Consider the following 20387-nt stretch of genomic DNA (forward strand, 5'->3'; position numbering starts at 1 on the left):
CTGTCACAAACGCAGCGGCATCACCACATGCCGGCATTTCTCACTGCTCGCCTCCCGCACCAGTGCGGATGAGTTCGCGTCGCGAAGCTGCAGCACCACCTCCTCGTCACGCAAGGCGCCCAGCGCGTCCAGCAGGTAGTTCACGTTGAAACCCACTGCCAGATCGTCGACCGTGGTCTGCGCCTCGATCTCTTCCTGGGCTTCTTCCTGCTCGGGGTTGTGCGCGCTGATCTTGAGCTGCCCCGGGGATACTTCCACCCGCACGCCGCGGTACTTCTCGTTCGACAGGATGGCAGCACGCTGCAGCGCGGCGCGCAGGACTTCGCGGTTCACGCGCACTTCGCGGTCGGCACCAATCGGAATCACCGCCGCGTAATCGGGGAAGCGGCCGTCGATCAGCTTGCTGGTGAAGGTCACATCGTCGCGTTTGACCCGCAGATGACTGCGGTCCAGTTCCAGCTCCAGCTCCCGGTCGCCGCCCTCCAGCAGCCGCTGCAGCTCGGTCACACCCTTGCGCGGCAGGATGATCTGCCGCTTGCTGGAGATGTTGGCCTCCAGCGGCGCTTCGCAGAGGGCCAGGCGGTGACCGTCGGTCGCCACGCAGCGCAGCCGGTCTTCACCAAGATCGAACAGCAGCCCGTTGAGATAGTAGCGCACGTCCTGCTGGGCCATGGCGAACGAGGTCCGTTCGATCAGCTCCTTCAGCGCCGCTTCGGGCACCCGGATCCGCTCGGTGGTCTCGACTTCGTCAATCGCCGGGAAATCATTGGCCGACAGGCTGGCAAGGCTGAACCGGCTGCGGCCCGCCTGCACGGTGATCTTGTCGCCGGCCTGGCTGACCGTGACCTTGCTGCCGTCGGGCAGGGCTCGAACGATTTCGAACAGCTTGCGCGCCGGAATCGTGACTTCCCCGTCCTCGGCATCGTCGACCTGGGTACGGGCAACCATTTCCACTTCCAAGTCGGTCCCGGTCAAGGACAGCTGCCCGTCCTGGACCTGGGCCAGGAGGTTGGCCAGCACCGGCAGGGTCTGCCGACGCTCGACGACGTTGACCACCTGGGTCAGTGGCTTGAGAAAGACTTCGCGCTGGAGGCTGAAACGCATGCCGGTGGGTTCCCCTAGGCTCTACCAGTTTTTGTATAAGAATCAAAAGCTGGTGGTGGTGGTGTCGCCGAAAACGCTTGATAACTACTTCAAGTTGTTGATTTGTAACGTTAATCTTGCAGTAACAACCAGGTGTACAACTTGCCCTGGATGGTGAGTGCAACCTGTGGACAACTTTGGCGCCGGTAAATTATCCCAGACTTGTCCACAGCTTGCCCCCGACTTTGTCATCCACGTGTTCCGGGGCGCTAAAAAGGCACTTATTCACTTAGTTTCCGGATCAATTTATCCCAGTCCTCGCGCAGCTTGCCGTCGGTTTCCATCAGCTTGCGGATCTGGCGGCAGGCGTGCAGCACGGTGGTGTGGTCGCGACCGGCAAAGGCATCGCCGATCTCGGGCAGGCTGTGCTCGGTCAGCTCCTTGGACAGGGCCATCGCCACCTGGCGGGGGCGGGCCAGCATCCGGGTGCGCCGCTTGGACAGCAGATCCTTCATCTGCAGGCCGTAGTAGTCCGCCACGGTCTTCTGGATGTTGCCGATGCTGACGCTCTGCATCTGCGAGCGCAGCAGGTCGCGTAGGGTTTCCTGGGCGAACTCGGCGGTGATGGCGCGGCCGGTGAAGTTTGCCCTTGCCGCCAGGGTGTTGAGTGCCCCTTCCAGGTCGCGCACGTTGGAGCGCATGCGCTTGGCAATAAGGAAGGCCACGTCCTCGGGGATCTGGGCTCCACGCTCCTGCGCCTTGGACAGCACGATCTGGGCCCGGGTCTCGAAGTCCGGCGGATCGATCGCCACCGACAGCCCGGAGGCCAGGCGCGACTTCAGCCGTGGCTCAAGGCCCTCCACCTCCCGCGGGAACCGGTCGCAGGTCATGATGATCTGCTGGCGGCCCTCGAACAGCGCATTGAAGGTGTGGAAGAACTCTTCCTGGGTGCGTTCCTTGCCGGCGAAAAACTGGATGTCGTCGATCAGCAGCGCGTCCACCTCATGGAACTGCCGCTTGAATGCATCCATCGCCCTTTCTTGCAGGGCCCGCATCATGGCGTTGAAAAACTGGTCCGAGCGCAGGTACAGCACCCGGACGGAAGGATTGATCTCGCGCATCCGGTTGCCCGCGGCGAACATCAGGTGGGTCTTGCCCAGTCCGGTGCTTCCATAGAGCAGCAGCGGGTTGTGGGCGCGGTCGCCCGGGTTTTCAGCCGCGTGCCAGGCCGCGGCACGGCCCAGCTGGTTGCTGCGGCCCTCGACGAAGTTGTCGAACGAGTAGTGGCTGTCCAGGTTGCCGTGAAACACCGGGCCCGTCGGCGCAGAAACAGCCAGCGTCTGCTGCACCGGGACGCTGGGCCGCGGCATCGACCCGATTTCCAGCGACACATCGTCGTTGCCGCCGAAATGGCCGAGCAATTCGCGGATGCGTTCCAGGTAGCGCGAGCGGACCTCGTCGCGCACGAATGCGTTGGGCGCGTACAACACCATGGTGTTGTCACGGCGCGTCGCCTGCAGGGGTCTGAGCCAGGTGTGGATGTCTTCGGCCGGCAGTTCGGCTTCCAGACGTTCAAGGCAGCGGGGCCAAGCTTCCATGTGTGAATGTATGATGCGTCTTGCTGGGCAGGCGCCGTCCACGGCACTGCCCCGGGTCGGTGACCAGGGGCAACCGGATGGGCGCGGAAGCCGCAGCCTACCACCGCCCCCGGGGTCGCGCATCCAGTCCCCGCCCCCGAGTTGACTGCCTGCCTGGGCCGGCGCTATCATCGCTGGTTCGTTTAGCGCAGCGTAACGCCGCGCCCCCGCACGAGAAACCTTAGAAATGGCTACCAAGCGCACTTTCCAGCCCAGCAACATCAAGCGCAAGCGCGACCACGGCTTCCGTGCCCGCATGAAGACTGCGGACGGCCGCAAGATCCTGGCCCGTCGCCGCGCCAAGGGCCGTCGGCGCCTGTCGGCCTGAGGCCGCGCGTTGCGGGCGGCCGCCATCCAGCGGTCCCCGCGCCGATCCAGACCGTGTCTGCAATGAGCGCTGCCTTTCCGAGGCAGGCGCGCGTCCGTGCGCGAGCGCATTTTGACCGCGTGTTCGCCGACAGCCGACGCACCGCGTCGCCCCTGATGGCCCTGCACTGGCACAGTGACGGCGAAGCGCCGCGGCTGGGCCTGGCCGTGTCGCGCAAGGTTGATCCGAACGCGGTGGGTCGCAACCGTATCAAGCGCCAGCTGCGTGAACAGTTCCGCCTGCTGCGCCCCCTGTTGCGCGCCGGCAGCTACGTTGTCGTAGCCCGTCGGGCCGCCGCCACCGCCACTGGTGCCGAGCTGCGCGAGGGCCTGCGGGCCGTGCTGCAGCGTGCCGGCGCGTTGCCCGCCCCGTCCATGGGCGTCACAATGCCCGGCGATTCTGCTGCATCCGTATCCCCCCGATCACCCGCGCCGGCTCGTTCCGGCGAATAAGCTTGGCTGTCCGATGAACCAGACCCGCACCCTCCTGATCTTCGCCTGGCTGATGGTGGCCATCCTGCTGTGGATGGAATGGCGCAAGGAAGACAACGTCCAGGCCGCTCCGCAACTGCCGGTCGCGGCCGAGGTGGCCGGCGGCAACGCGGTGCCTTCATCGGTGCCCTCCCCCGGCGCAGCGGTGCCGGATGCGTCGAACGTGCCCATTGCCCCGCCCGCTGCCGACGGCGCGGTGCCCACGGCCGAAGCGAGTGCTTCCCCGGCGCCGGCGGCCAGCAACACGGTGACCGTGGTCACCGACGTGCTGCGCCTGACCCTGGACCAGGGCAACGTGGTCGACGCGGCGCTGCTGGCCTACCCGCAGACCCGCGACGAGGACAGTCTCCCGGTCAAGCTGTTTGATACCGATCCTTCGCGCTGGTACGCCGCGCAGAGCGGCTGGGTCAGCCAGGCCCAGGCCGCGCCGACCCACGAGGCCGGCTTCGTGGCCGAAAGCGGCCAGCGCGAGTACCGGCTGGACGAGGCCGGGGACGAGGTCGTGGTCCCGTTCGTCTGGCAGGGTCCGGACGGTGTGACCATCCGGCGCACCATCACCGTGCGCCGCGGCTCCTATGCGATCGACGTGCGTGACACCGTCATCAATGCCGGCGATGCGCCGTGGCAGGGCTACGTCTACCGCCAGCTGTCGCGGGTGCCGCCGAATATCAGCCGCGGCATGACCAACCCGGAGTCCTTCAGCTTCAACGGCGCCACCTGGTACAGCGACGAGGAAGGCTACACCCGGCGTCCGTTTGCCAAGTTCCTCAATGACGGCGCGATCAACCTGCAGGCGACCGAGAGCTGGACCGCGATCCTGCAGCACCATTTCTTCACTGCCTGGATCCCGCGCGCCGAGGACCGCACGGTCATCTCGGTGCACCAGGACGGTCCGCGGCACCTGGTGCGCCAGCTGGGTCCGGGCCTGTCGGTGGCGGCGGGGCAGGAAGCCAGCGTTGACGCGCGCCTGTGGGTTGGCCCCAAGCTGGTCGAGCAGATCAAGGCCCAGGGCGTGCGCGGCTTTGACCGTGCGGTCGACTATTCGCGCTTTTCCGCATTCGCCTTCCTCGGCGAGTGGCTCTTCTGGCTGCTCGACAAGGTCCACGGCCTGGTCAAGAACTGGGGCTGGGCGATCGTGGGCCTGGTGGTCCTGATCCGGATCGCGCTGTATCCGCTGTCGGCGGCGCAGTACAAATCGATGGCCAAGATGCGCCGCTTCCAGCCGCGCATGGCCCAGCTCAAGGAACGCTACGGGGACGACAAGCAGAAGTTCCAGATGGCGATGATGGAGCTGTACAAGAAGGAGAAGATCAATCCGGTCGGTGGCTGCCTGCCGATCCTGCTGCAGATGCCGATCTTCTTTGCCCTGTACTGGGTGCTGCTGGAATCGGTGGAGCTGCGCCACGCGCCGTGGATGGGCTGGATCCAGGACCTGACCGCGCCCGATCCCTGGTTCATCCTGCCGGTGATCAACATCTCGGTGATGTGGGCCACGCAGAAGCTCAGCCCGATGACCGGCATGGATCCGACCCAGCAGAAGATCATGCAGCTGATGCCGGTGATCTTCGGCGCGATCATGATCTTCTTCCCGGCCGGCCTGGTGCTGTACTGGGTCACCAACGGTGCGCTGGGCCTGGCCCAGCAGTGGTGGTTCCTGCGCCGCTTCAGCGGTGATCCCGGCAAGCCGGACCAGCCTTCCAAGCCGCAGCCGCCCAAGCCGGCCAAGGCCTGACCCCGGCGGTGCCGGCCCACGCGGCCGGCACCCGCTTGCGCCGCAGCGCCATGCACAGCCACGCCGTGACCGCCACGCAGGACACCATCGTCGCCATTGCCACTGCTGCCGGTGCCGGCGGGATCGGGGTGGTGCGGCTGTCCGGTCCCGGCGCCCGTGCCATTGGCGAAGCACTCTGCGCCCGGCCGCTGCGCCCGCGCTACGCCCACCACGTGCGCCTGCACGAAGATGACGGCGCCGTGCTGGATGACGGTATCGCCGTGTTGTTCGCCGCGCCCGCCAGCTACACCGGCGAGGATGTGGTCGAGCTGCAGGCCCATGGCAGCCCGGCCGTGCTGCACAGGCTGGTGGAGCTGTGCCTGTCCCGTGGCGCCCGCCGCGCCCGACCGGGAGAATTCAGCGAGCGCGCCTTCCTCAACGGCCGCCTGGACCTGGCCCAGGCCGAAGCGGTTGCCGACCTGATCGCCGCCGCCGACCTGCGCGCCGCCCGCGCCGCCCGCCGCGCCCTGGATGGGGAGTTCTCCACGCGGGTGGAATCGATCGCCGAGCGCATGCTGGCCCTGCGGGTGCACGTGGAGGCGATGATCGATTTTTCCGACGAGCCGCTGGAGACCCTGGGTGGCGACGAAGTGGCCGCCCATCTGGACGAACTCGCCGTCCTGCTGGACCAGCTCCTGGCCGCCGCCGAACGCGGGCGGCGGCTGCTCGATGGCCTGCACGCGGTGATCGTGGGCCCGCCCAACGCCGGCAAGAGCTCTCTGCTCAATGCCCTGGCCGGCAGTGAGCGGGCCATCGTGACCGACATCGCCGGCACCACCCGTGACCTGCTGGCCGAGACGGTGCGCGTGGCCGGCGTGGAGCTGACCCTGGTCGATACTGCCGGGCTGCGCGAGGGCGGGGATGCGATCGAGCGCGAAGGCATGCGCCGGGCGCGGACCGAGCTGGGCCGTGCCGATCTGGCGATCGTGGTCGTGGACGGGCGGGACCCCGATACCGGCCGTGCCGCGGTCGCCGATGCCATTGCAGGCGTACCGGCCGTGCTGTGGCTTTGCAACAAGTCCGACCTGCTGCCCGAATATGACCAGGACGATGCCGACACGCTGTGGATTTCGGTGCGCAGCGGCGCAGGTCTTGATCAGGTTCAAGCACGCCTGCAGGCCCTGGCCGGAGTGGGCGGCGAACAGGGCGGCGGCGAATTCACTGCGCGCGCGCGCCACGTGCAGTCACTGACCGCGGCTGCCGCGGCGCTGCAGAACGCTCGTGGGCACCTGCAGGCGGAGGTTTTGGAGCTGGCCGCCGAGGCGCTGCGCGAAGCGCACGATGAGCTGGGGGAAATCACCGGAAAGATGGCGCCGGATGATCTACTGGGTCACATTTTCGCCACTTTCTGTATTGGCAAGTAGTCTGGGGGGTGGCGCGGAGTTGACAAACCGGCGCCGCTGTCGCGTCCTACACGCGCGTATGAACGCATCTGCAGGGGGAGTCACTGATGTTGGGGAATGAATCCGGGCCATTGCGCCCGCGTTGGTTGAAATTTGCACTGGCCGCCGCATTGGCGGCGACGATGGCCGCATGCGGCGGTGATCCGGCCGCACCGGAACAGGCGGCGTCGACCGGGGACGATGCTGCATCGGAAAGCCCTGCACCGGCAGCGGCTCCGCCGCAGGACAGCGGGGATGCCCATCAGGAGATGAGTGTGGACGAGCTGCGGGCGGCGGCAGGCAAGGCCTATGCCGAGAGCCGCTTGTACGCGCCCCCGGGCGACAACGCGCTGGAGTATTACCTGGCCCTGCGCGAACGGCTGCCCGGGGACGCCGCCGTGTCCAGTGCCCTGACCGACCTGCTGCCGATGACCGTGATCGCCACCGAGCAGAGTCGTGACCGTGAAGATTACGAAGAGGCGCGCCGCTTGCGTGCGCTGATCGAGCGGGCCAGCCCGGGGCATCCCGCGCTTGCCCGGCTGGGCGTCTCCATTGACGAGGCCGAGGAGCGCAGCCAGCAGCAGATTGCCCAGCGCCAGCTGACGTCCGAACAGGAGGCCGAGCGCCAGAGCCAGCTGCAGGCCGAACGGCAGCGCCAGCAGCAGGAGCAGCAGGAAGAAGCGGCTCGCCTGGCACAGGAGCAGGCCGAGCGCGAAGAAGCGGAAGAGCTGGAAGCCGCGCAGCGGGAAGAACGTGAGCGCGAGGCCGCCCGGGTGGCCGAGCAGCAGGCCGCGCAGCAGCGCGAGGCGCAAGCGCAGGCCGCCGCCCGGCCGGCGACGCCCGCGGTGTCCGATGTGCGTCCGATCAGCACGCCGGCACCGCGCTATCCGCCCGAGGCGCTGCGTGCCGGACAGTCCGGCGAGGTGATGGTGGAATTCACCGTCAACCAGGACGGCACCGTGGCGAACGCGCGCGTGGTGCGCGCCGACCCGGCCCGGGTGTTCGACCGCGAAGCGGTGGCGGCGGTGCGCCGCTGGCGCTTCGAGCCGGTGGCCGAGCCCGTCACCACCCGGCGTACGATCGGATTCAATCCGGGCAACTGACTGCGGTTGCTCAATGACCTGATGGAAGACGCCCGGCAATCGCCGGGCGTCATGCTTTCCCGCAGGATCAGGCCGAGACCGCCAGCTTCTCCTGCCGGTAGCGCGCCACCGCACCCAGCCACAGTACGGTGGCCAGGCCGAAGCCCGCCGCCAGATAGACCGTCCAGGTGAGCGGATCGATCGCTTCGGCGCGGATGATCTTCAGCAGCAGCTGGTTCTGGGCCAAAAATGGCACCGCGTACTGCCACATCTCGCTTTTCACCGGATTGACCATCAGCACGAAGGCCGGAACCATCGGCAGCAGCATCAGCCAGGTCATGTGGCTTTGCGCTTCCTTCATGCTCTTGGCCGAGGCCGCCAGCAGGCTCAGCAGCGCGGTACCGATGAACAGCATGGGTACCAGCACCAGCAGCATGCGCAGCATGGCGCCAAAGCTGACATCGAGCATGCTCGCCGATTCGCCCAGCTGGGCACTGGCCTTCAGCGCGAGCAGGGTCAGCAGCAGTGACAGCAGCCCCAGCGAGCACGCGGCCACCATCTTGCCGCTGACGATGGCCCCGCGCGCGGCAGGGGTGGCCAGCAGCGGCTCGAGCGATTGCCGTTCGCGCTCGCCCGCGGTGGCGTCGAGGATCAGGTACGCACCTCCCAGGAAACTGCTGAGGATCAACAGGTAGGGCAGCAGCAGCGACAACACCATTCCGCGGCTGGCCTCCTCGCTGGCCAGGTCACGATGACCGATGCCCAGCGGCCGGGTGATCGAGGGGTCGATGCCGCGTGCCACCAGCCGCAGCGCACCGACCTGCTCCCCGTAGGCGCTCAGCGCGCTACGCACCCTGGCCACGGGGATCTCGGCGTTGCGCCGGGTGGCGTCGTGGATGATGTCGACCGGGGCCGGCCGTCCCGCGCGCCAGTCGGCGTCGAATGATTCGCCGATCTCCAGCGCCACGTCGACCTGCTGGCTGGCAATCGCCGCAACGATGTCCTCCGGCGGCTCGACCGCCCGGATCCGCTGCGAGGCCAGGAAATCGACCAGATTGGGGGCCCGTTCGGCGCCGATCACCGGCAGCTCCAGCTCCGCCTCGAGCTGGGTCTTCATCCGCATCTCGCCCAGCGAGCTGACCCCCAGCATCATTAGCGGGAACATCAGCGGGGTGAACAGCACGGCCATGGCCAGGGTGCGGCGGTCGCGGGTGATATCCAGCAGCTCCTTGCGCATCACCGCCAGCATTGATTTGAAGAATCCAGCGCTCATGCCAGCAGACCCTCCTCGGAGCCGATCGCCTTGACGAAGGCGTCTTCCAGGTTGTTTTCACTGAACCGTGCGCGCAGCTCGTCGGCACTGCCGGCGGCCACCACCCGGCCCTTTGCGATGATCACGATCTCGTCGCACAGGGCGGCGACCTCCTGCATGATGTGGCTGGAAAAGATCACGCAGCGCCCCTGCGACCTGAGCTCCAGCAGGAATTCGCGCATCGCCCGGGTGCTCATCACGTCCAGGCCGTTGGTGGGCTCGTCCAGGATCACGTTGCGCGGGTCGTGCACCAGGGCGCGGGCAATCGCGGTCTTGGTGCGCTGGCCCTGGCTGAAGCCTTCGGTGCGCCGGTCGAGGAAGTCGTCCATGTCCAGCTGTGCCGACAGGGCACGGGTGCGCTCGGCGATCACGTCCCGCGGCAGGCCGTGCAGCTGGCCGAAGTAGGCGATGTTCTCGCGCGCGGTCAGGCGCTTGTAGATGCCGCGGGCATCGGGCAGCACGCCCAGCACCCGCCGTACCGCGGCCGGATCGGCGGAGGCGTCGATGCCGTCCACCCGCACCTGTCCGCTGTCGGGCTTCATCAGGGTGTAGAGCATGCGCAGGGTGGTGGTCTTGCCGGCGCCGTTGGGTCCAAGTAGACCGGTGATGCGCCCGTCGCGGGCGCGGAAATCAACCCCGTCCACCGCCTTCACCGTGCCGGTCCGGGTCTTGAATGCCTTGTGCAGCTGCTGTGCTTCGATCATGGGATCAGGGCTCCCAGCCGTTGAATGAGGTGAAGGGTGGCACCGGGCGCACGGCGTCCAGACAGCTGGTGTCCAGATCGTGGGCGTTGGCCGATTCGATGAACTGGCCCAGCAGCCTGGGCATGCAGCCGACCGCCAGGGTGCCGTGGCTCTGGCCTTCCAGCACCAGGTGGCGGCCATTGGGCAGGCCGGGCAGCACCTGTTCGGCGTACTCGGGCGGGGTCACCGGATCGAGCTCGCCGGACAGCAGCAGGGCCGGTACTTCCGACTCCAGCGGATCGGTGTATCCCGCGCGCGGCGTGCCGGCCGGCCAGACCTGGCAGGCGTTGAACAGCATGTCGGCCGCTTCCGGACCGAGGATGGTGTCCGCGTCCGGATGGGCCACGTGGCGCGGGGAATCTTCGGCGCACACCACCGACCACTGCATGCCGCGGTTGAGCATGTCCTGCATCTGGTCGGTGGCCAGCGCGCTGAGCGCCATCAGCGGGCCGTAGCGTCCGTTGGCGGCCTCGTCCAGCAGCAACGGCAGCATGGAAACGGTCTGCGGGGCATAGGAGAAGAAGAACGCCAGCCCGGTCACCGTATCGGCGGTGACGGTGTCGCGCTGCGGCTCATGGGTGCGCGGATGGTGGAAGTCGACCTCCACCGGCGCGCTGCGCAGCGTATCCAGCAGCGTGCGCAGGCTGCTGCGCAGATCGCCGCCAAAGCGTTCGCGGCACTGCGGGTCCGCTTCGCAGTACCCGGACTGGATCTGCAGGGCGCGATCAAAGGTGCGGTCGAATTCGCCGCCGATCACCAGGTCGTTGGGGGCCACGCCGTCGATCACCATGGTGCGCACGTGCTGCGGATAGGCTGCCGCGTACTGCTGCGCCACCCGGGTGCCGTAGGAACCGCCCACCAGGTTGATCCGTTCCACCCCCAGCGCCTGCCGCACCGCGTCGAAGTCGGCAATGGCATGGCCGGTTGTATACATGCGCGGATCGGCGCGGCCTTCCATGGATGCCAGGCAGGCCTGGACATAGGGCAGCATCGCCTCTTGCGACGCCATGGATTCCGGATCCAGCGGCATCGGGTCTCCATCCGCGTCCAGGCAGCTGAGCGGATTGGAGCCGCCGGTGCCGCGCTGGTCGATGAGCACCAGGTCGCGCTGGCGGCGCACCTGGCGCAGCGACTGGTTGATCTGCCAGGCCAGGGCGGTGGCGGCCTGGCCGGGACCGCCGGCAAAGAAGAACACCGGATCCTCGGTGCTGCCGGAGGCGCCGGTGGCGGGCAGCCAGGCAATGTTGAGGCTGATGGTGCGCCCGTCCGCCGCGGCCGGATCCTCGGCGACTTCAAGCGTGCCGCAGCGGGCTTCGATGGTGGTCTGGGCCGTGCCGCTGTCGAGCGTGCAGGGCTGGAAATGGATGTCGCCAAACCGGTGGCCGGTGTCTTCCGCGGCATCGGTCTGGCTGGTGGTCATGGGTGCGCAGCCGGCCAGGGCCAGCGCCAGCAGGGCGGTGACGGCCGGGGGCAGGCGGTGTCGAAGCCTTGGGTTCATGGAGTGTCCTCGAACAGGAAGATGGATTCGATCGATGCGCCGAACTCGCGGGCGATCCGGAAGGCCAGCGGCAGGCTGGGGTCGTACTTGCCGGTTTCGATGGCATTGATGGTCTGGCGTGACACATCCAGCTGCTCGCCCAGACGCGCCTGCGACCAGCCGCGGGCATCGCGCAGTTCGCGCACCCGGTTGTTCACGCGTAGCGGCGCCGGGCCAGGCAGGCGAACAGGCCGTAGAGACCGCAAAAGGTGGGCAGGATCCAGATCAGCGCCAGATCCGCGCGCATGGGCACCACCCCGGCCATCACCAGCAGGCCCAGGCTGAAGCTGCCCAGGGTCAGCACCAGGGCAGCAAGCGAGAACGCTTCCAGCAGGATCCTCTGATCCAGCTCATCGCTGTCGCGGACGAAGCGCAGGACCGCGCGGGCGGCGGCCACGACCGGCAGCGCCGGCGCCAGTGCCAGCAGCGCCCGCGCCAATGTGGATTCCACGTGGTGCAGGGCCCACATCGACAGCATCAGTACCACCACGTAGGCGGTCATGGCGGGGATGAATTCACGCATGTAACGGCGGTGGACAGAGCGCATCGGGGTAACCTGTCAAGGAGGCTTGACATGGATGTTGCGCTTGCGGTTTTTCGATGTCAAGCAGGCTTGACACTGGGCGTGGACAGGCCGGATCCGGGTTACTTGCTGCTGACGTATTTCTCGCGCCGGATCTGCGGCACCGCCAGGCCGTGGTCCTTGAGGGCCGCGAAGCAGGCGTCCACCATGTCCGGGTTGCCGCACAGGTAGGCCAGGTCGGTGTCGCCGCTGGGGGCGAATTCGTCCAGGAACTGCTGCACGTAGCCGTGGCGCACGTCGGGATGGTCCTGGACGGACCCCGGTTCCGGCAGTTCACGCGAGAAGCAGGGCACGAAACGGAAGCGCGGATGCTGTGCGGCGAATGCGCGGAATTCGTCGCCGTACAGCAGCTCGGCCGGACTGCGCGCGCCGAACAGCAGCACCACTTCGATGCCGCGCTCGGCCATCTGCTGTTCCAGCAGCGGCAGCATCGCCCGGTAGGGCGTGACCCCGGTGCCGGTGCCGATCAGCAGGTAACGCCGGTTGGCATCGTTGGGCATCAGGCAGAAGCGGCCGAACGGCCCGCTGGCATTGATCACTCCGCCTACGTCCAGGCTTTCGAACAGCGCCGTTGCCGCGCCGCCGGTCACGTAACTGACTGCGATCTGCACCGCTGCATCGGCCGCGGCGACCGGGTCGCGAACCGAGGCCAGCGAATAGCTGCGTTTGGTGGCGGTGCCGTCGGCGTATTCAAAGTGCACCTGGACGAACTGGCCGGGGATGAAATCCAGCGGTTCGCCGTCGTCGCGTACCAGATCCAGGTGCGCGACGGCCGGAGCAATCATGCGGCGCGAGACGAGTCGGAGGGGAAAGTTCTTTTTGGCCAATGTGATGCAACGCAATGTCGCACGGGCACCCGTGCGCAGCCGCCTATACTAACGGGATTGCCTGAAAAACCGGGCGGAAAGGTATCCAGATGACCCAGATTCCACATGGCGACGCGCCCGCCCTGTCCGTGCGCGACCTGCGCAAGACCTATCCGGGCGGGGTCGAGGCGCTCAAGGGCATTTCGCTTGATGTCACCCCGGGCGACTTCTATGCGCTGCTTGGCCCCAACGGGGCGGGCAAGAGCACCCTGATCGGCATCATCTCCTCGCTGGTGAACAAGACGTCCGGAGACGTGTCGGTGTTCGGCGTGGACCTGGCGCGTGATCGCGACGCCGCCATGCGCCTGATCGGCCTGGTGCCGCAGGAAATCAACTTCAACATGTTCGAGAAGCCGCTCGACATCCTGGTCAACTATGCCGGCTTCTACGGCATCCCCCGTGCCGAAGCGGTCGTGCGCGCCGAGGCTGAACTGCGCGCGGCGCAGCTGTGGGACAAGGCCGAGGTGATGAGCCGCACCCTGTCGGGCGGCATGAAGCGCCGGCTGATGATCGCCCGGGCGATGATGACCCGGCCGCAGCTGCTGATCCTTGATGAGCCCACCGCGGGCGTGGACATCGAGATCCGCCGCGGCATGTGGCGCACCCTGCGCGAGATCAACGCCGCCGGAACCACCATCATCCTGACCACGCATTACCTGGAAGAAGCCGAGAACCTGTGCCGCAACCTGGCCATCATCGACCACGGCCGGATCGTGGAGCAGGGGCCGATGCGCAGCCTGCTCTCCAAGCTCGACGTGGAAGGATTCCTGCTCGACGTGGAGGGCGAGCTGCCGGCAGCGCTGCCGCAGGTCGAGGGTGTCCAGGTCTCGGCCCATGACGGGCATACCCTGGACGTGGAGATGCCGCGCTCCATGGACCTCAACCGGATCTTTGCCGCGCTGGATGAAGCCGGCCTGCGGGTCCGGTCCATGCGGCCCAAGGCCAACCGGCTCGAAGAACTGTTCGTGCGCATGACCGGCGAGGGCGCGCCGGGTCCCGGCGCAAGCGCTCCGCAGACCCCGGAGCGAGCGGCATGAGCGCACGCGAGAGCAACAACCTGCGCAACAACATGGTCGCCCTGGGCACGGTCAGCCGGCGCGAGATCATGCGCATCCTCAGGATCTGGAGCCAGACCCTGGTGCCACCGGCCATCACCATGACCCTGTACTTCCTGATTTTCGGCGGCCTGATCGGCAGCCGCATCGGGACCATGGACGGGATCAGCTACATGGATTTCATCGTCCCCGGCCTGGTGATGATGAGCGTGATCCAGAACAGCTACGGCAACATCTCCTCAAGCTTCTTCGGCGCCAAGTTCGGCCGTCATGTGGAAGAACTGCTGGTCAGCCCGATGCCGCCGTGGGTGATCCTGGGCGGCTACGTGGCCGGCGCGGTGGCCCGCGGGCTGATGGTGGGCGTGATCGTGCTGTGCATCGCGATGCTGTTCACCACGGTGCGCATCCCGCATCCATGGGTGACCCTGACTACGGTGCTGCTGGGCGCGACCATTTTTTCGCTGGCCGGCTTCGTCAACGCGGTGTTCGCCAAGAAATTCGACGACGTGGCGATCGTGCCGATCTTCATCCTCACCCCGCTGACCTACCTGGGCGGCGTGTTCTATTCGGTCTCGCTGCTGCCAGGCTGGGCCGAGAAGCTCACCTACGCCAACCCCATCTTCTACATGGTCAACGCCTTCCGCTACGGCCTGCTGGGCCGCGGCGACGTGCCGCTGTGGGTGGCCTACGCGTTGATGCTGGGCTTCGTGGTGGCACTGGGGTCGCTGGGCCTGTGGCTGCTGAAGCGGGGCGTCGGCCTGCGCAGCTGACCGGATCGGCGTCGCATTTCGCGCATCGCGGCGACCGGATACGGCGGCGGCCGGGGTATGCTCGGCGGCGTTCGTACAGGGAGGGGAGTCCCGATGTCACGTTCGCGTATGTCGCCGCTGCGGTTGCTGCCCGGTGTGACGGTCCTGGTTCTGGCGCTGGCCGCCTGCAGCGGGGAGGGACCGGAAGAGGGGGGGGCGTCGTTGTCCGATCCGGCGCCGCTCCAGTCAGCACCCGCGCAGCCGGAACCGGCCCCGGAGCTGTCGGAGAAGATGCCGGTCGAAGGGCTGGAGCCCGATGGCCGGACCGCGTCGTGGGCGGTGGCGGTGCAGATCGGCGCCACCATGCAGGCGCTGTCTGCGTCCTGCGATCACCACGACGAGGCGACGCTGCGGCAGGCCCGGGACGATCAGCGCGAACAGATGGTAGTCGCGGGCGTGGAAGCTGCGCGCGTTGACGCCGTGTGGGACTGGGCCGCGCGCCACGCCGAGCTGAAGATCGCCGAGCAGCCCGCCGCCGAACTGGAAAGCGGGTGCGCCAGGCTGATCGAGATGGAAGAGGAAGCCAGGCGCCTGGGCGAGGCAATGAACAATATGTCGCTGCCTTCTTCCTGACCCGCCTGCGGTGCGGTCAGCCCGCGGGCAGGCGGAAGAAGGCCTGCGCGGTGGCGGTGGTTGCCGCGGCGGTCACTTCGATGGTTTCCCCGCGGTCACGGGCCAGCTCGGCCAGGATGTGTGGCAGGTGCATGGGCTCGTTGCGCCGGTCCTTCGGTCTGGGCGTGAGCGTGCGCGGCAGCAGGTAGGGCGAATCGGTTTCCACCATCAGCCGGTTGCCCGGGATGTTGCCCACGATCTCGCGCAGGTGCTGGCCGCGACGTTCGTCGCACAGCCAGCCGGTAATGCCGATGTGCCAGTCCTGGTCGAGGTAGTCGAACAGCTCCTCGCGGGTGCCGGTGAAACAGTGCACCACCACCGGGCCCAGCCGTCCCTGGAACTCCTTCATCACCGCGATGAAGTCATCGTGCGCATCGCGCTGGTGCAGGAACAGCGGCTTGCCGGTATCGACGGCGATCTCCAGCTGGCGCTCGAACGCCCGCCGCTGCGCCGTGCGCGGTGAGAAATCGCGGAAGTAATCCAGCCCGGTCTCGCCCACCGCCACCACTTCCGGGTGGGCGTGCAGGGCGCGCATCTCGGCGTCGCATTCGGCGGTGTACTCGCTGGCATGGTGCGGATGCACGCCAGCGGTGGCGAACAGTTCGCCCGGCCAGGCCTGGACCAGCTCCAGCGCCCGCGGCGACTCCGCGCGGCTGGCGCCGGTGATGATCATCCGGGCAACGCCCGCATCACGCGCGCGCTGCATGACCGCCTCGCGGTCGTGGTCGAAACTTTCGTGGGTCAGGTTGACGCCGATATCGATGAGCTGCATGGACTCGCTGCAATGGAACCGGCGGTACAGGATACGCAACGTGTCCGTACCGGCCCCCAGGCTGGACCGGCCGTATCCTAGTCCGATGACCGCACGCCTGCCCATCGACGAGCTGCTGGATGAGATCCGCGCTTCCCTCGCCCGCCACCCGCGGCTGGTGCTGGAAGCGCCCCCGGGGGCGGGCAAAACCACCCGCGTGCCGCTGGCGCTGCTGGATGCACCGTGGTTGGAGTGCCGCCGGATCGTGATGCTGGAACCGCGCCGGGTGGCCGCGCGGGCTGCCGCAACCTATATGGCCGCCCAGCTGGGCGAAGATGTCGGTGGAACGGTCGGCTACCGCATCCGGTTTGAAAACCGCACCTCCAGCCGCACCCGGATCGAGGTGGTCACCGAAGGCATCCTCACCCGCATGATCCAGGACGATCCGCTGCTGGAAGGCATCGGCGCGCTGCTGTTCGACGAATTCCACGAGCGCCATCTGGCCGCCGACCTGGGCCTGGCGCTTGCGCTGGACGTGCAGTCCGGACTGCGCGAGGAACTGCGGATCGTGGTGATGTCGGCCACCCTGGACGGCGAGGGGCTGGCTGGCGTGCTGGACGCGCCGCGGCTGACCAGTGCCGGGCGCGCGTTCCCGGTGGCGGTTTCCCACTTTCCCGCCCGCCGCGATGAATCCCCGGAACGGCAGATGGTGCGGGCTATCGGGAACGCCCTCGCTCAGCATCCCGGCGACGTGCTGGCATTCCTGTCCGGGCGGCGGGAAATCGCCCGGGTGCAGGCGGCACTGGAGGCCACCGGCGCCAACGCCATGGTCCTGGCCCTGCACGGGGACCTGCCGGTGGAGCGCCAGGCGCAGGTGCTCCGACGCGGTGATGACGGCCTGCGCCGCGTGGTGTTGGCTACCAACGTGGCCGAATCCAGCGTCACCCTGCCCGGCGTGCGTACGGTCATCGACAGCGGCCTGGCGCGGGAGCCGCGGTTTGATCCGGGCAGCGGGTTTTCGCGACTGGAGGTGGTGTCCATTTCCCAGGCATCGGCCGACCAGCGTGCGGGCCGTGCGGGACGGGTGGCCGAAGGCTGGGCCTACCGGCTATGGCCGCAATCGCAGCGGCTGGAACCGCAGCGGCGACCTGAAATCACCCAGACCGGGTTGGCCGGACTGGCACTAGAGCTGGCCGGGTGGGGTAGTGATGCGCTGCGCTTCGTCGATCCGCCGCCCGCGGGTGCGCTGGCCTCGGCGCGTGACCTGCTGCGCCGGCTGGGCGCGCTCGACTCCGGCAATGCGATGACCCCGCTGGGCCGGCGCATGCTGGGGCTGGGCACCGACCCGCGGATGGCGGCGATGCTGCTGGCGGCCAATGAGGATGCCGGGCGGGCGCTGGCCTGCGACCTGGTGGCCCTGATTGAAGCGCGCGACCCGTTGCCCAGCCAGGGCGACGGGCTGGCACTGCGCTGGCGGGCCCTGGCGGCGTTCCGCTCCGGACGTGGCCAGGGCGGGGCGGCGCGCGGTGCCCTGGCCGCCATTGATGCCGCGGCCAGGCAGTGGCGTCGGCGCCTGCGGGTGTCTTCGCCTCCGCCAGCGCAGCTGCCGGCCCATGCCCTTGGCGACCTGCTGGCCCATGCCTTCCCCGACCGCATCGCCCACCAGCATCCATCCGACCCGCTGCGCTACCAGCTGGCCAACGGGCGCATGGCGCGTCTGGCCGATGACAGCAGCCTGTTCGGCGAGCCGTGGCTGGTGGCCAGCGAGCTGCGCTTCGATCCGCGCCTGGCGCTGGTGCTGCGCGCCGCGCCGGTGGATGAGGAGCGGCTGCGACAGTCCTTTGCCGGGCTGTTTGACGAGCGCGATCAGGTCCGCTGGGACGAGGCCCGTGGCGCGCTGGTGGCCGAGAGGGTGCAAACATTCGACGCGATCGTGCTGGATAGCCGTCCCGGCGGGCGCGTTGACCCGGAACTGGCCGCGGCTGCGCTGACCGAGGCGGTGCGCGCGCGGGGCCTGGAGGCGCTGCCATGGACCCCGGCGCTGCAGCAGTGGCGCGAGCGGGTGTGCTGCCTGCGCGAGTGGATGCCCGAGCTGCAGCTGCCGGATTTTTCCGACGAGGCCCTGCTGGCCGGCCTTGATGACTGGCTGCGCCCGGCTTTTGCGGGCAAGAGCCGGCTGGATGCATTGGCCGTCGGCGATCTGGCAGATGTGCTGAAGTTGCAGCTGGACTGGTCGCAGGGCCAGCGCCTGGACGCGCTGGCGCCGGTGCGTATCCAGGTGCCTTCGGGCCAGCAGCGCCAGATCCAGTATGCAGTGGGCCAGGAACCGGTACTCGCGGTCAGGCTGCAGGAGCTGTTCGGCCTGGCCCGGACCCCGAGCATCGCCGATGGCAGGGTGCCGCTGACCCTGCACCTGCTGTCGCCCGCCGGCCGGCCATTGCAGGTGACGCGCGATCTGGCCGGTTTCTGGGAGCGGACCTGGCCCGAGGTGCGCAAGGAAATGAAGGGCCGTTACCCCAGGCATCCGTGGCCGGAGGATCCGCTGCGCGCCGCGCCCACCCACCGCGCGAAGCCGCGGGGCTGAGGCGGCTGCCCGGCCAGCTGGAAACATGAAATGATTCCTGAGTGGAAGGTCCAGCGCTCACGTCCCTGCGACGGAAGTGCGTTGATACTTCCCACCTCGCGATATACCGCATCAACCAGATCCAGGACACTTCGATGACCAAGCTAGATTTCATCCAGGACAAGGCCATGCAGCTGGCAGGACAGCTGGGCGATGGCATCCGCAACGTGCCCGACCACGCACAGAAGTGGTTCAAGGCCGGCGTTGCCGTTGGCGCGGCCCGCACCGGTGGCAAGGTGCTGAGCCGCACCACGCGCCGCCACCCGGTCATGACGGCCACCGCGGCCGCCACGGCGATGGCCGCCGCAGCGGGCCTGCTGGTATATGCGTACCGGCGCCGCAAAGCCCAGGAAGGCCGTTCGATCGATGGGCAGTCAAAACGTGTTGAAGCGCGCCGGACCGCCCATGGGTCGGCTGATGGGCACAGCACCAGCGAGCAGGTCGGGCAGGAGCCCGGCGCCGACCGGTAGGCGCGGGCCGGACTCAGTCCTTGGCGGCGGGCAGCTCGATGATGAAGCGCGCCCCGCCGCCTTCGCGATCCTCATACCAGAGCTGGCCACCCGCATCGGTGATGATCTGCCGTGCGAGGCTCAAGCCCAGGCCGCTGGAGACGTCCTCTGGCGCAGCGGGTTCGTCATGCAGCCGGGTAAACGGTTGGAACAGTTGGCGCTGGCGCGCCGCGGGAATACCCGGGCCCCGGTCTTCGGCCAGCAGCTGCAGGTAGCCGGGCGCTCCGGCGCGGCAACCGATCTCCAGATCGCTGTCCGGGGCATATTTGATCGCGTTGCTGACCAGGTTCTCCACCACCTGGCGAAGCACCATCGGCGTGATCGCCGCCCGCATGCCGGGCGGGGCCGACGTGCGCAGCTGGCGGCCGCGGGCCTCGAACTGGAGCGAGTAGCGGCTGGACAATACTTTCAGTACTTCGGCCACCACCGCCGGCTCTTCCACCGCCTGGGTCTCGCGCTGCGCGCGCTGGGTTTCCAGGTACAGGCGGATATAGCCAATGGCATCGTTGGCGCTGTCGTGGATGGTTTCCAGGTAGCGCGGGATACGGTGCGCAGGAACCCCATCCGCGCGCAGGATGTCGATGGCAAACAGCACGCTGCTCAGCGGGTTCTTCAGATCGTGGGCCACCAGGTTCACCAGCTCCTGACGCTCCCGCGCCACCCGCTCCAGGCGGTCGCGGGCAAGCTTCAGGCCGAGATGGGCATTCACCCGGGCCAGGAGCTCTTCCGGAAGGAACGGTTTGGTCACGTAGTCCACGGCGCCGGCATCGAATGCGCGCAGCAGCTGCTCGCGATCGCGGGCAGCTGTCAGGCACACCACAGGCAGGCGGCGCAGGGCTTCGTCGCGTTTGAGTTCGGCCAGCACCTGGAAGCCGTCCATGTCCGGCATCAATACGTCGAGCAGGATCAGGTCAGGCAGCTGATCGGCGGCAAGCCGCAGCGCCTCATGTCCATTGTCGGCGGACAGTACCTCGAATCCATTGCGTGACAGCAGGGCACCGACAACGCGGACGTTGCCAGGCTGGTCGTCAACGACGAGGATCCGGCCGGGGGAAGAACCGTGTTTGAACATCCCGTCACGTGTGTGAATACGAGATGGCGCAAAGGTAGCAGATGTCGGCGGCGTTGTTGTTCAAAAAACCGAGGTGGTTTCAGTTTGGGGCGATGAACGCTT

General features: G+C 67.8%; 20 protein-coding genes. 10 read left to right on the plus strand and 10 right to left on the minus strand.

The annotated features are described in order from the left end of the window. Nucleotides 1-3: 3 nt before the first annotated feature. Nucleotides 4-1104, minus strand: coding sequence for a DNA polymerase III subunit beta (gene dnaN, locus ACW7G3_RS04920; RefSeq protein WP_456981444.1), 1101 nt, complete (start codon nt 1102-1104; stop codon nt 4-6). Nucleotides 1105-1364: 260 nt separating this feature from the next. Beyond that, complete coding sequence (dnaA, locus tag ACW7G3_RS04925; protein WP_456974295.1) at nt 1365-2681, minus strand: chromosomal replication initiator protein DnaA; 1317 nt, start codon at nt 2679-2681, stop codon at nt 1365-1367. Between the two features lie 226 nt (nt 2682-2907). Between dnaA and rpmH the strand changes: the two genes are divergently transcribed. From rpmH to ACW7G3_RS04950, 5 genes are all read left to right on the plus strand, one after another. Further along, nucleotides 2908-3048, plus strand: coding sequence for a 50S ribosomal protein L34 (gene rpmH, locus ACW7G3_RS04930; protein WP_456974297.1), 141 nt, complete (start codon nt 2908-2910; stop codon nt 3046-3048). Between the two features lie 62 nt (nt 3049-3110). Beyond that, complete coding sequence (gene rnpA / locus ACW7G3_RS04935; RefSeq protein WP_456974299.1) at nt 3111-3539, plus strand: ribonuclease P protein component; 429 nt, start codon at nt 3111-3113, stop codon at nt 3537-3539. 13 nt (nt 3540-3552) lie between these two features. Beyond that, nucleotides 3553-5310, plus strand: coding sequence for a membrane protein insertase YidC (yidC, locus tag ACW7G3_RS04940; protein ID WP_456981445.1), 1758 nt, complete (start codon nt 3553-3555; stop codon nt 5308-5310). Nucleotides 5311-5375: 65 nt separating this feature from the next. Then, complete coding sequence (mnmE, locus tag ACW7G3_RS04945) at nt 5376-6713, plus strand: tRNA uridine-5-carboxymethylaminomethyl(34) synthesis GTPase MnmE (protein WP_456981830.1); 1338 nt, start codon at nt 5376-5378, stop codon at nt 6711-6713. Nucleotides 6714-6838: 125 nt separating this feature from the next. After that, the gene (locus ACW7G3_RS04950; RefSeq protein ID WP_456981447.1) at nt 6839-7834 is read left to right on the plus strand and encodes an energy transducer TonB; all 996 of its coding nucleotides are present in this window, start codon (nt 6839-6841) and stop codon (nt 7832-7834) included. A 67-nt stretch (nt 7835-7901) separates the two neighbouring features. Here the strand turns inward: ACW7G3_RS04950 and ACW7G3_RS04955 are convergent, their stop codons facing one another. From ACW7G3_RS04955 to ACW7G3_RS04980, 6 genes are all read right to left on the minus strand, one after another. After that, nucleotides 7902-9086, minus strand: a complete 1185-nt coding sequence (locus tag ACW7G3_RS04955) for an ABC transporter permease (protein WP_456974305.1) — start codon at nt 9084-9086, stop codon at nt 7902-7904. Beyond that, nucleotides 9083-9829: an ABC transporter ATP-binding protein gene (locus tag ACW7G3_RS04960; protein ID WP_456974307.1), complete on the minus strand. Its 747-nt coding sequence runs from the start codon at nt 9827-9829 to the stop codon at nt 9083-9085. Before ACW7G3_RS04960 ends, ACW7G3_RS04955 begins: the two co-directional genes overlap by 4 nt. Before the next feature lie 4 nt (nt 9830-9833). Beyond that, a complete protein-coding gene (locus ACW7G3_RS04965) occupies nt 9834-11366 on the minus strand; it encodes an alpha/beta fold hydrolase (protein WP_456981449.1) in 1533 nt (510 codons plus the stop codon). Continuing rightward, entirely contained in the window at nt 11363-11563 is a 201-nt protein-coding gene (locus ACW7G3_RS04970) for a helix-turn-helix transcriptional regulator (RefSeq protein ID WP_456974311.1), read from the minus strand. The genes ACW7G3_RS04965 and ACW7G3_RS04970 overlap by 4 nt, the downstream gene beginning before the upstream one ends. Next, nucleotides 11560-11928, minus strand: coding sequence for a hypothetical protein (locus ACW7G3_RS04975; RefSeq protein WP_456981451.1), 369 nt, complete (start codon nt 11926-11928; stop codon nt 11560-11562). The genes ACW7G3_RS04970 and ACW7G3_RS04975 overlap by 4 nt, the downstream gene beginning before the upstream one ends. Before the next feature lie 122 nt (nt 11929-12050). Beyond that, nucleotides 12051-12773, minus strand: a complete 723-nt coding sequence (locus ACW7G3_RS04980) for an FAD-binding oxidoreductase (RefSeq protein WP_456981452.1) — start codon at nt 12771-12773, stop codon at nt 12051-12053. Between the two features lie 131 nt (nt 12774-12904). Between ACW7G3_RS04980 and ACW7G3_RS04985 the strand changes: the two genes are divergently transcribed. The 3 genes from ACW7G3_RS04985 to ACW7G3_RS04995 all read left to right on the plus strand — a co-directional run bounded on the left by ACW7G3_RS04985 (nt 12905) and on the right by ACW7G3_RS04995 (nt 15291). After that, nucleotides 12905-13891: an ATP-binding cassette domain-containing protein gene (locus tag ACW7G3_RS04985; protein ID WP_456981454.1), complete on the plus strand. Its 987-nt coding sequence runs from the start codon at nt 12905-12907 to the stop codon at nt 13889-13891. Then, the gene (locus ACW7G3_RS04990; protein ID WP_456981455.1) at nt 13888-14679 is read left to right on the plus strand and encodes an ABC transporter permease; all 792 of its coding nucleotides are present in this window, start codon (nt 13888-13890) and stop codon (nt 14677-14679) included. Before ACW7G3_RS04985 ends, ACW7G3_RS04990 begins: the two co-directional genes overlap by 4 nt. A gap of 93 nt (nt 14680-14772) precedes the next feature. Further along, nucleotides 14773-15291 carry a hypothetical protein gene (locus ACW7G3_RS04995; protein WP_456981457.1) on the plus strand — a complete coding sequence of 173 codons (519 nt, stop codon included), beginning with the start codon at nt 14773-14775 and terminating at the stop codon, nt 15289-15291. 16 nt (nt 15292-15307) lie between these two features. Here ACW7G3_RS04995 and ACW7G3_RS05000 read toward each other — a convergent pair whose 3' ends face one another. Next, a complete protein-coding gene (locus ACW7G3_RS05000; RefSeq protein ID WP_456981459.1) occupies nt 15308-16102 on the minus strand; it encodes a TatD family hydrolase in 795 nt (264 codons plus the stop codon). An 85-nt stretch (nt 16103-16187) separates the two neighbouring features. Here ACW7G3_RS05000 and hrpB point away from each other — a divergent pair, with 85 nt between their 5' ends. Continuing rightward, nucleotides 16188-18665, plus strand: coding sequence for an ATP-dependent helicase HrpB (hrpB, locus tag ACW7G3_RS05005; RefSeq protein ID WP_456981460.1), 2478 nt, complete (start codon nt 16188-16190; stop codon nt 18663-18665). Nucleotides 18666-18799: 134 nt separating this feature from the next. Further along, the gene (locus tag ACW7G3_RS05010; protein WP_456981461.1) at nt 18800-19174 is read left to right on the plus strand and encodes a hypothetical protein; all 375 of its coding nucleotides are present in this window, start codon (nt 18800-18802) and stop codon (nt 19172-19174) included. A 13-nt stretch (nt 19175-19187) separates the two neighbouring features. Here the strand turns inward: ACW7G3_RS05010 and ACW7G3_RS05015 are convergent, their stop codons facing one another. Then, nucleotides 19188-20285, minus strand: coding sequence for a hybrid sensor histidine kinase/response regulator (locus ACW7G3_RS05015; protein ID WP_456981462.1), 1098 nt, complete (start codon nt 20283-20285; stop codon nt 19188-19190). Nucleotides 20286-20387 lie beyond the last annotated feature (102 nt).

It is taken from the genome of Luteimonas sp. A478 (genome assembly GCF_054052025.1).